The sequence below is a fragment of the Acinetobacter sp. MD2(2019) genome (genome assembly GCF_035615615.1).
GTDB lineage: Bacteria > Pseudomonadota > Gammaproteobacteria > Pseudomonadales > Moraxellaceae > Acinetobacter.
This window is the reverse complement of sequence record NZ_VTDU01000036.1, coordinates 1-11,644: the sequence shown is the minus strand read 5'-3', so window position 1 is coordinate 11,644 and position 11,644 is coordinate 1. Positions and strand designations below refer to the sequence as shown.

8 protein-coding genes and 2 pseudogenes are annotated in these 11,644 nt (G+C 37.5%); 8 read left to right on the top strand and 2 right to left on the bottom strand.

What is annotated here, in order from left to right:
* Positions 1-134: 134 nt before the first annotated feature.
* Both I2F62_RS12490 and I2F62_RS12485 read left to right on the top strand, forming a co-directional pair.
* The gene (locus I2F62_RS12490) at positions 135-1,103 is read left to right on the top strand and encodes a hydrolase or metal-binding protein (protein WP_324627322.1); all 969 of its coding nucleotides are present in this window, start codon (positions 135-137) and stop codon (positions 1,101-1,103) included.
* A gap of 60 nt (positions 1,104-1,163) precedes the next feature.
* Positions 1,164-1,241, top strand: a pseudogene (locus tag I2F62_RS12485) (AlpA family transcriptional regulator); the annotation flags it as partial.
* Between the two features lie 51 nt (positions 1,242-1,292).
* Here I2F62_RS12485 and I2F62_RS12480 read toward each other — a convergent pair.
* Positions 1,293-1,775: a transposase family protein gene (locus I2F62_RS12480; RefSeq protein WP_324627321.1), complete on the bottom strand. Its 483-nt coding sequence runs from the start codon at positions 1,773-1,775 to the stop codon at positions 1,293-1,295.
* Between the two features lie 54 nt (positions 1,776-1,829).
* Complete coding sequence (locus tag I2F62_RS12475; protein WP_324627320.1) at positions 1,830-2,111, bottom strand: transposase family protein; 282 nt, start codon at positions 2,109-2,111, stop codon at positions 1,830-1,832.
* Positions 2,112-2,188: 77 nt separating this feature from the next.
* Between I2F62_RS12475 and I2F62_RS12470 the strand changes: the two are divergent.
* The 6 genes and pseudogenes from I2F62_RS12470 to I2F62_RS12445 form a co-directional block, all read left to right on the top strand.
* Positions 2,189-2,824, top strand: a pseudogene (locus tag I2F62_RS12470) (IS5 family transposase); the annotation flags it as partial.
* Positions 2,825-3,107: 283 nt separating this feature from the next.
* Positions 3,108-4,511, top strand: coding sequence for a TolC family protein (locus I2F62_RS12465; protein ID WP_324627319.1), 1,404 nt, complete (start codon positions 3,108-3,110; stop codon positions 4,509-4,511).
* On the top strand, positions 4,508-6,652 hold the full coding sequence (locus I2F62_RS12460; RefSeq protein WP_324627318.1) for a type I secretion system permease/ATPase: 2,145 nt from the start codon (positions 4,508-4,510) through the stop codon (positions 6,650-6,652). Before I2F62_RS12465 ends, I2F62_RS12460 begins: the two co-directional genes overlap by 4 nt.
* Positions 6,649-7,839, top strand: coding sequence for an HlyD family efflux transporter periplasmic adaptor subunit (locus I2F62_RS12455; RefSeq protein ID WP_324627317.1), 1,191 nt, complete (start codon positions 6,649-6,651; stop codon positions 7,837-7,839). Before I2F62_RS12460 ends, I2F62_RS12455 begins: the two co-directional genes overlap by 4 nt.
* 148 nt (positions 7,840-7,987) lie before the next feature.
* Complete coding sequence (locus I2F62_RS12450; protein WP_324627316.1) at positions 7,988-8,287, top strand: hypothetical protein; 300 nt, start codon at positions 7,988-7,990, stop codon at positions 8,285-8,287.
* A gap of 32 nt (positions 8,288-8,319) precedes the next feature.
* Positions 8,320-11,644 (top strand): calcium-binding protein (locus tag I2F62_RS12445; RefSeq protein WP_324627315.1); only part of this gene is annotated, 3,325 nt, incomplete at its 3' end.

Here is an 11,644-nt window from a genome sequence, read left to right as displayed (position 1 = left end):
CATAGCCTAAGCACGATTCAAAAACGAATACAAATATAAATCTCTCAATAGCCTCATGCCTTCGGGTATGAGGTTGTTGAGCAATTTATTTCAACCACAGTTCACCACACATTTAAATTACAGAGGATACCAGTATGATTAAAGGTTTAGTGATTACACCACCGATTTTAGGACGAATCAGTATTGGCAAAATGATCGAAAAGAACGGCAAACGCCTCCCTGAAAAAGATGACCAATTTACCCTTACCTCGCAAATCCAAAACAAAGAGGGATGGGTTAAGCATCCATTAGATGAACAATTGCGTGCCCAAGCGCCGAATCAAAAACTCAGAACCATTCCTGTACGGATGATCTTTAATGATCCTGAGCTGAACTTACGGGCGGAGTACAGTCTATTCGATCGCCAAACAGGTCGCCCTATTTGTGTAGGAAATGGTGAAACCTGCCAGCGACTGACCAATCAAGGGGTAGAACAACATCATTGTCCATCACCAGATTTATGCCCACTGGCACAGGGTGGAAACTGTAAGCCTTATGGACGACTACATGTCAATCTAGATGAGTCGGATGAACTCGGGACATTTATTTTTAGAACCACGGGTTTTAATAGCATTCGCACTTTAGCAGCACGACTGAGTTATTACCATGCTGCTTCTAATGGCTTACTTTCATGTTTGCCACTGCAATTGACTTTGAGAGGGAAATCTACAACGCAGAGCTATCGTACTCCTGTGTATTACGTGGATTTAACTTTACGTGATGGTGTCAATCTTCAACAAGCGATTCAAATGGCACAAGAGATTGATCAACAAAGTAAGCAGAGCGGCTTTAATCAAACAGCTTTAGATCAGATGGCACTGCAAGGTTATAGCAATGCTAGGTTTGAAGTGAATAGTGAGGAGGGATTGGATTTAGTGGAGGAGTTTTATATGGATGATGAGGCAGATGCAATAATAGAAAATGGCATTGTCGGTGGCAAGGCTGAAACACAACAACAGACAAATTTGACCAAGCCACGGCAAAGGCAGCAGCGTCAGAATAACTTAAATCAGGTGCAGGAGATTCAAAAGGGATTGCAGCAGAGTGTGAGGGCGGTGGGTTAAACGATTTTTATAAATTCAGAAATTCAGACTCAGTATGAATGCTTCACAGGTGAAACCTTTCAAGTGGATCAAAACCGAATTGGCTGGTCAGCACTGGAAATCCATAACTGGATTGAGAGTAAGTTGGCTAGTCGATGATGATGGGAGCTTGGCTCCCTTATTTTTTAAATAATAGACCTCTTGCATAAATCATTTTTTAAGCAATTCCATGTTGTAAATTGCAGCAATTAAATTTAGACGTAATCCCATGCGGTTACGTCTATTTTGATAGCGTTCAGAAAGTATTTTAAATACCTTTAATTTCCGATTGATGTGCTCAATACAAATACGTCGCTTACCAATTTCACGATTAATTTTTTTTTGTAATCGGCAAAGTGCATGCTTTTTACTTGCCTTAAATGGCATGAGACATTTTATGCCTAATTTCTCTAACCCCTGATAACCTTTATCTACAAGCAGTAAAGCTTGATAATTCTGCTTTTTACGATGTTGTTTAAATAATTGAAAATCATGGTTTCTACCTTCTGAAATAGCCAATGACAAAATTTGCTTTGTTACATAGTGAACCATTAGCTGTGCTTTAATCGTATGACGCTTTTTCTTTCCACTATAGAATTTCTTTTGTTTTTTGGGACGCTCTATCGTCATTTCAGTGGCATCAACAACGATCACCTCCCAATCAATTCCTTGTCCTTGTGGTAATTTCTTAGGTAAATGAAACTTCTTTTATTTTATAAGAATATTTTCAATTTTAGTGAAGATTCTAGACGCGCTAGATTCATGAACACCGTAGCTTATTGCTGTGTGGAAAAGTGTTCTATATTCACGCCAATAACTTAATGCCATGAGCAATTGATCTTCAAGGGGCAGGTGAGATGGGCGACCTCGCCCAGAGATAGTTTGAGTTTCTTTTAAGATATCAAGCATTTCTGAGAAAGTTAAGATTTTTACGCCGACTAGACGCTTAAATTGGCTTTCAGACAGTGTTTTAGCATGGATGTATTTCATACAAAGATTATCGCTAAATTTAGCGACCCAAAGAGAGTGAAAAATGATCAGAAGGTTGATCGTTTTTTGATTTATGAAAGAGATCTATTGATATCGCAATCAGCTATCAGACAAGTAATGATGGGCTACATTTATTAGTCGATTCCACTGGGCTAAAGTTTTTAGGTGAAGGCGAATGGAAACGCAAGAAACATCAGTCTGAATATCGTTGACAATGGCGTAAATTATATATAGGCATTGATGCTAAGACTTTGCAAATTCGGGCAGTTCAGCTGACGACAAATAACGTGGGCGATTCACAAGTACTTGGTGATGTGTTGGATCAAATCCCATCAGGTGAGCGAATAGATTCAGTGTATATCGATGGTGCGTATGACACCAAACGATATCGTCAAATAATTGTTTATCGAAATGCATATGCGATTATTCCACCACGGAAAAATGCCAAACCATGGAAGAATAAGCGACCAACTTTCATTGAACGCAATACTTTACTCAAGACAATAAAGCATTTATGCAGAACAATATGGAAAAAATGGTCAGGGTATGATCGGAGAAGTTTGGTTGAGACCAAGATGCACTGCATCAAATTATTAGGCGATAAATTGCATGCAAGAAAGTTTGCAAGTCAGGTCAATGAAATTCATGCACGTGTAGCAGTATTAAATAAATTTACAGAATTAGGCAGACCTTGCACCCAAGCTGTAACTTAAGTTTGGCAAACCTAAGAAAAACTTGATCTTTTATCTTTGCGCAACAAAGCCGTTCTCAATTCAACAGTATCCTTTCCTTTTTATAAAATATTGTACAATAAATATCCACTTTGGGTGGTTTGAACTAGGTGGTAAAAAAGTTTGTATAATTTGGTAAAATCATGTAAAAAATAGTCACATAGAAAAATAAACTTTTATCTTTATGTGTTTTAATGAATTTTTAAATAGTTTTGAGAAGTGTTTCTATTTTTTTCGAATATTTCTGTTGCAGTTATTTATTTCCATGACTTCTTATGCCAAAGCTGAAGTTGATGAAGGAAGAAAAAAGGCCGATTGGGTTTTTTCAAATGCTGTAACAGGACAAGAAAATAGAATTCAAATATCAAAAATTAGCAATTATCAATTTAGTCCACTGACTCAAGAGCAGACTTTTGCTAAAAGTACTGCATTTAGTGCCAAACAAATCAGCCTAATCAATGCTGTTCAACAAGCTGTAACAACACATCCTGATATCCAACAACAGGTATCAAGTTTAGCCGCTCAAAATGAAAACATTCATGTTGCCCAAGCAGCATATTTCCCGCAACTCTCAGGTGGAATTAGTACGGGGGATATGACTACTGGAGAGCGAGGCCGACAGTTAATCAGCCTCAATGTGACACAGATGCTATATGACTTTGGAAAAGTGAAAACCAGTGTCGATATCCAGCAAACACGCTTATGGGCTGAACAAGCTCAACTTTTGATTTCTATAGATGACGTCGCACTCAGGACTTCGTCAGCAATTATTAATATCAAACGCAGTCAAGAAATGGTTCAGATCGCTGAACGTCAAATAGCTGGGATACAAAAAATTGTTGAGATTACGCAATTACGTGCCCAAGCGGGGGTTAGTAGTCAAGCAGATCCTGTACAGGCAAAGTCCTATTTACAAGCGGCTCAAACAAATTTATTAACTCAACAATCATTATTAAACCAATATCAGCTTCAGTTACGCAGTCTAATAGGGCTCAATCTTGGAGAAAAACAGTGGGACATTCCCAATTTTCTGATTGCAAGGTCCTCACTCTATGATGAGCCTAATTTTAAAAAAATTCCCAAAATGATGCATGCCTCTGCAGAAATTCAAACTGCACAGGCTCAGAAAATACAAACAAAATTAAGCCGCTATCCAACGCTCAATGTCAAAGGTTCTCTCAACCAGGCCGTTAATGGGCGCAACCCGAATAACAATGAAGATAACGGACTCTATAGCTCAATCATGTTGGAAGCGAACAGTAATTTCTTTCAGGGCGGTGCGATAGCAGCACAGGCTCGATCAGCAAGTTATGCAGAACAGGCTGCTAAAGCAAAGCTAAATAGTGTGTACTTGGACGTATTAGATCAAGTTCGTTTAAACCGAGAGCAAGTCGAAAGTAAACAAAATCAAATGAAAATATTACAAGCAAGACAGATGACTACGATTAAAACCAAAGAACTCTATCAAGAACAATATAAATTAGGGACACGCACAGCATTAGATTTATTGAATGCTGAACAGGCGATCCACGCTGTCGCGTCTGATATTGAAAGCACTCGTTACGATATATATAGCAGTTTGGTTCAGTTTATTGCTGCGACAGGGAAAAGCCGAGAAGTTTATAGCTTGGATCATCTCAATATACACGGGGTTACGATTCAACCATGAGCAACAAAATTGACTATCAACCCTGGCTGCAATCGATACTTTCTATAGCCAAGCATTACCGTATTGCGCCTTCAGAAGAGCGAATTAAAATACAACTCGAATGGGCACAAAATCAAAATATCGAAGAAATATTGCAACTTATTGCCCGGCAAGTCGGTTTAAGCTTAAAACGAAGTCTAGTTGAACAAGGGCTATTTAATCCTTGGCACTTACCCCTATTGATTGAGTTGAATGATGGGCAAGCTGGTGTTATCCATCAAATGGATGCAAAGGGTCATTTAAGTGTTCAGTTCAGTGGAGAGCTAGGGCTTTCGCAGCAAATTTCTAGAGAGTTATTATTGCCGTCTATTCGGGCAATCTATATTTTGCGACCAGAGCAAGCGGTTGAAGATATGCGGGTTGATGAGTATATCAAGCCTTTTCAGAAAAACTGGTTTTGGACGATCGCTTTAAAAGACTGGAAGCGCTATATCGATATTATGTTGGCGTCCTTGGTTGCAAACATTTTGGCTTTGGCCACAATTATTTTTTCCATGCAGGTTTATGACCGTGTGGTGCCATCCCAATCGGTTCCAACGCTTTGGGTTCTAGCTGGTGGTGTTTTAATTGCAGCTATCTTCGAGTTTATTCTACGCATCTCACGAATTTACTTATCAGATGTTATAGGTAAACGAGCAGATTTAAAGATCTCTGATCGCGTATTTGGCCATGCTTTAAGAATCAGAAACGATCAACGGCCAAAATCTACGGGCACGTTTATTTCGCAAATTCGTGAACTGGAGGGTGTTAGAGAATTAGTGACCTCGACGACAGTGACTGCGATTGCTGATTTACCTTTTTTCTTTCTTTTTCTTGCGATTTTCTGGTTTATTGGCGGCAATTTATTTTGGGTAATGTTGCTAGTTGTTCCGTTAATGATCATTCCTGGCCTATTGGCACAAAAGCCTTTGGCAAGATTGGCACAACAAGGAATGAGAGAGTCTTCTATTCGAAATGCCATTTTGGTTGAAGCAGTACAGGGTATTGAGGACATCAAACTGCTCAGGGGTGAATCGCGGTTCCAAAACCAATGGAATCACATGAATGAAGTCTCAGCCGATATCAGTATGCAACAGAGAAAGATTGTAGGGGTCATGACGGCTTGGACGCAAAAGATCCAAGGCCTGACCTATGCCATCGTTGTGCTTGTTGGTTGTTTTGCGGTGATGAAGGGAGATATGACGACAGGGGCATTGGTTGCTTGTTCAATTTTATCATCTCGGATGTTGGCACCAATCACTCAGTTAACAGGTGTATTGGGGCGCTTACAGCATGCGAAAGCTGCAAAGCAGGGATTAGATGAATTAATGAAAAAGCCAGTAGATCAGGCTGAACATCAACAACTTATTCATCGTCCAGTACTTTCAGGTGATTTTCAACTGGAAAATATACAGTTCAAATATCAGCAAGAGGATACAAGGACAAGTATCACTATTCCTCAGCTACAGATCAAACAAGGCGAAAAGATTGCACTATTAGGTCGAAATGGCGCTGGAAAATCAACGCTATTACAACTTCTTTCAGGCATGCAAACACCTCAACAAGGGAAAATATTTCTTGATCATTTAGATCTTAGTTTAATCGACCCTGCAGACATCCGTCGTGATGTGGGATTGTTAAACCAAAATGCAGCACTGTTTTACGGAACAATTCGAGAGAATTTAACTATCGGTGCACCGATGGCAACAGATGACGATATCCTGAACGTTCTTAGCATGACGGGTGCCCTGAAAATTGTACAAGAGAAAAAAGAGGGGCTCGATCACTTGATCTTAGAAGGTGGGGTTGGTTTTTCTGGAGGACAAAAACAGGCATTGTTGTTATCAAGATTACTCATTCGTAAACCGAATATTCTACTTCTCGATGAGCCAACAGCCGCAATAGATGATGCTGCAGAGAAAGCCTTAATTGAACAACTGAAAGGTTGGTTAGGAACGCGAACATTAATTATCGCCACTCACCGCCAAGCTGTTTTGGAGTTAGTGGATCGGATTATTGTGTTAGATGACGGAAAAATTGTGAGGGATATACCGCACCAACCATTAGTCCAGCAACCACGTCCACATATTCAACATGCTTCTATTTCAGGAGAGCAGGTATGAATGATCAAGAACAATTAAAGCCACGTTCAAGCTCAATCCAACTTTCAGAACCACCTTTACCTAAAACGAGTTTGGTGATTTGGATCATTGCCATTGGTTTGCTGATTTTTTTGATATGGGCTTGGCTATTTAAGCTTGAAGAGGTTTCTGTAGGCACAGGTAAAGTGATTCCTTCTTCAAAAGAGCAAGTGATTCAATCTTTAGATGGCGGAATATTAACCCGCTTAGATGTAAAAGAGGGACAAATTGTTCAGCAGGGGCAAATTCTTGCTCAACTGGATCCGACACGTTATGCCTCCCATGTTGGTGAGTCAGAATCTGTACTGGTTGCAGCACAAGCACGAGCAGCTCGATTACTGGCCGAAGTGAACCATAGCACTTTAAGTTTTCCTGCAAGTGTGAAGAAAGAACCGCAGTTAGTGCGAACTGAGACATCGCTTTACAATGCGAGACGTCGAAACTTACAGGAATCGATTGCAGGTTTACAGCATGCTTTATCGCTCGTTGAAAGGGAACTGGCAATGACCGAACCACTGGTAGCCAAAGGGGCAGCCAGTGAAGTCGAAGTACTGCGTTTGAAGCGTCAAGCTGCGGATTTAGAAAATCAGATTGGTGATATACGTCACCAGTATGAAGTCAATGCGCGTGAAGAACTCTCAAAAACCAATATCGAGATTGAAAGTCAGCAAGCTGTAGTCAAGGGACGCAGTGACAGTGTACAGCGTACCATCATCAAAGCACCTGTACGCGGTATCGTGAAAGAAATAGATACAGTCACATTGGGTGGCGTTATTCCACAAAATGGCAAACTAATGACGATCGTCCCAGTCGATGAAAAACTTTTAGTCGAGGCAAGAGTTTCACCACGAGATATTGCCTTTATACACCCAAACCAACCCGCTTTAGTGAAACTGACGGCCTATGATTATTCAATTTACGGCGGTCTGGATGGAAAAGTAACGGTTATTTCTCCAGATACTATTCAAGACGAGGTCAAACAAGATCAGTTCTATTATCGTGTTTATATTCGTACTGAGAGTGATCAGTTGGTGAACAAAGCAGGGCATAAGTTCTCGATAAGCCCGGGAATGATTACTACTGTGGATATTCGAACCGGTGAAAAGACGATTTTAGATTATTTATTAAAGCCATTTAACAAAGCAAAAGAAGCTTTAAGGGAGCGGTGATTTTTAACAAAATTAAATTGTATGATTTTTTTAAATAATTTTGAAAAAGTGTATTAGTTAATTTTCATAGGGGGTGAATATTTTAAAATACCTCTATTTTTAGAATGAGATTAAATATGATTTTTATTTATTTTATTGAGTATTTGTTATGAGAAGTGAACTTCCTGGGTGTTTATCATTTTTTTTTGGTTTTATTTTTTACACTATTTTTATGTTTTTTTTAATTTCAGAAAGACATGATGGAGTTGATTATTTTAATAGTTTATTTGATGTGAATAAGAAGGTTGTATATTTTTTATCATTTTCTCTGGTGTTGTTATCTTGGTTAAAAAAGAAGAAAGTGAAAGAAGGTAATATTCCACCATGGTTTGATAAGTATATGCCACCTTTTGTTTTTTTACTTTTGGGGATATTATTTTCTGCAACATTTTTTATTGTTATAACATAAATTTTTAATAGATTTTTTAAAAGGGTGAATACATGAAAATAGATACTATAAATAATTTAAATGATGCTTATAGTTTCATGAATGATGCTAAAGGGATGTTAGAGAGTGCTCAGCCTGGTCAGGAAAATTTAGACCAGCAACTTGCTATAATATCGGTTAGTTCAGCTAGTATCCAAGTTGCAATTGATACTTACGGCGATAAATATCCAAATCTTTCACCAGCACTTACGGGCGTTAAAACGCAACTAGATTCCTTAGTTGTCGGCGTTGCTCTCGTGAATGCAAAGATTAATTATGATAATGGAAATTATTCAGCAGCAATATCGAATGCTATGTCTGCTGTATCTGCATCAGCAACGCTTGCTTCGGCTGCAACATCTTCAACTAAATTAAATAAAGCTTTTGATGCTATTGCTCTTATAATGGGTGCCTCTGCAAATATTGCAGAGAAAGGGCCTGAAATTGCTGATAAATTGTCAGAAGCTTTTGATCTTGTCGATGAGATTAATAGAAATAGCTATCAAACTAATAAAGATTTATTTATGGGGTTTGGTGAGGAAGTACTAGAAAACTGGTCAAGATTTTTCTTTGATTTATTTCCAGATAGCATGAACCCATGGAAAGATTTAAATAGAGATGGTTCATATCGTGTTTATGATCCACTTGTTTTCGATCTAGATGGCGATGGAATCGAAGTTACGCTTGCTAATAAGTTTGATGGTGCACTTTTTGATCATGATAATGATGGTATTAAGACATCAACAAGTTGGGTCAATGCGGATGATGGATTGCTTGTCTTAGATCGAAATAATGATGGTCTAATTAACAATGGTGGGGAATTATTTGGAGATAGCACTACTTTAGGTGGAAATGGACTGGCTTCAAATGGATATGAAGCATTAGCATTCTTTGATAATAATAATGATAAAAAGATTGATAATAACGATGAGATCTTTACTCAACTGAGTATTTGGAGAGATTTAAATCAGGACGGAGTAAGTCAAACAGAGGAGCTGTTCTCATTAGAAAGCGTAGGAATTAAATCTATAAGCTTGGATTATAAAAATACAAATACTTCTTTGGGCGGAGGAAATGTATTAGCACAATCAGGTGTTTATGAGTCAATGGATGGTACAAGTAAAAAAATGGGAGATGTGAATTTTAGTTTTGATTCATTTTACAGTTCCTATACATCAAAACTTGAATTGACAAACGAACAACAACAAGTAGTTAGTTTAAATGGTTCGGGCCGAGTTAGAGATTTAAGAGAGGCAGCAAGCCTATCTGAAAAATTAGCACAAACTGTTGAAACTTATACATCAGCTGGTACGAAAGAAGCACAATTACAGTTACTCGATACATTAATTTTAGAATGGGCAAAGACAGATCCTGAATTTGAGTATTTAAACTCGGTCTCTGATTGGGGTGTTGTTTCTAATCAAACTTCTAATTCCGGCACAGCAGTTACCCCAGGAGGTCAAGCACAACTAGGATTTTTAAGTATATCGGCGATCGTAAAACAACAATTTGAAACTTCAAAAAAACTTAGCCCAATCTTAGATGCATTTACTGGGACTAAAACTGAGAAATTATTCTACTCAAGTGAAGATAATGCAAAGTCAATTATAAAAACTATTAATGATACTTATGAACAGCTGAAAGAGAGCATCTATTTAGGATTAGTTTATCAAACACGCTTAAAACCATATTTTGATGAAATAACTCTAGATTTGCTAGGCGGTGAAAATGGTATCTTTAATTTTAAAGATGTAAAAATTAAATTTGATTCAGTTTTTTTAGATAATCCCCAGAAGGCATTTGTCGATTTGGCTGAATTTCTAGCTTACACGCCAGAAATACAAGGTTGGTCAGAAGGTTTTCAGTTGTTTAATCAGTATGTTGACTACGCCAAAGAACAAAATTTATATGATTCTTGGTCTCAATTAATTGGAAAAAAGGTACAAGATATTTTAGGTCAGCAAGATGGTAGTGACTCTAATGATACATTAATAGGTACTAATCTATTATTTGATGGAAGAGATATTTTATTTGGCGGAAATGGTGATGATATCTTAATTGGTGGTATAGGTAATGATGAGCTAGATGGAGGATCTGGTTCAGATATTTATGAGTTCTCTCGAGGTTTTGGGCAAGATGTTATAAAAAATAATGATGTAAGTTTAAACAGGATTGATGTTATTTATTTTAAAGGCGATATATTAAATTCTGATGTTAACTTTGTTAGAAATGGTGAGGATTTAATTTTAAAATTAAAAAACTCTACAGATAGAGTTACAGTAAAAAATTATTTTATTGGGGATGGTTTGGGTGGAAGTCAAGTTGATGTAATTAGATTCTCAGATCAAAGTGAATTGAATGTTGAACAAGTTAAGTCTTTATTAATTAACCCATCAGATTTAAGTGATATATTAATAGGGTATGATACAAATGATGTTATTTCTAGTGTAGCGGGGGATGATAAAATAGATGGTCGTGCTGGAGATGACTATTTAGATGGAGGTTCTGGAAATGATAATATAGATGGTGGCATTGGGGAAGATACTCTAATTGGAGGTGATGGTAATGATACCCTATATGGTGGTGATGGTGATGATATTATTATAGGCGGGATAGGTAATGATTCATTACAAGGGGGATTGGGTTCAGATAAATTTATATTGGGGCAGAACTTTGGTTCAGATATTTTAATTGACTTCAATCCATCACTTAATGATATTAATATTGTAAAATTTGTAGATGGATGGCAGTCTAGTTCTTTTAACTTTAAGCGTTCTAATAATGATCTTTTAATATTATCTAAAAATACAACCGATAAATTAACAATTCAGAACTACTTTATTAAAGACGGTATGGGTGAGTATCGAATTGATAAAATTGAGTTTGGTGATGGGATTTTTCTAACTATTGAAGATATTAAATCCTTAGTTTTATTGCCTACAAATGACGATGATATATTACGTGCTTACGCATTAGACTCAAATATTAGTGGATTAGGTGGTAATGATTTAATTTATGGTAATGTTGGTAATGACATTCTACAAGGTGGTGTTGGTGATGATTCCTTAATAGCTGATGCTGGAGATGATAAATTAATTGGTGGTGAAGGTAATGACACACTAAACGGTGGGGCTGGCAACGATACTTATATATTTGCTGCGAACTTTGGTCATGACACGATTAGCAATAATGATCATACGACAAATCGTCAAGATGTCATTCAATTCACAGATAGTTTCCTTCAAAGTGACTTTAGCTTCAGACGCGTTGGCAATAACTTAGTTATCTGCACCTTAGTTGGCGACAACAGTATTACTGTACAGAACTACTTTGATTCAG

Coding starts and splice junctions, on each gene's coding strand:
- I2F62_RS12455 (WP_324627317.1), top strand. CDS start 6,649: ATGAATGATCAAGAACAATTAAAGCCACGTTCAAGCTCAATCCAACTT.
- I2F62_RS12460 (WP_324627318.1), top strand. CDS start 4,508: ATGAGCAACAAAATTGACTATCAACCCTGGCTGCAATCGATACTTTCT.
- I2F62_RS12450 (WP_324627316.1), top strand. CDS start 7,988: ATGAGAAGTGAACTTCCTGGGTGTTTATCATTTTTTTTTGGTTTTATT.
- I2F62_RS12475 (WP_324627320.1), bottom strand. CDS start 2,111: ATGAAATACATCCATGCTAAAACACTGTCTGAAAGCCAATTTAAGCGT.
- I2F62_RS12490 (WP_324627322.1), top strand. CDS start 135: ATGATTAAAGGTTTAGTGATTACACCACCGATTTTAGGACGAATCAGT.
- I2F62_RS12465 (WP_324627319.1), top strand. CDS start 3,108: ATGACTTCTTATGCCAAAGCTGAAGTTGATGAAGGAAGAAAAAAGGCC.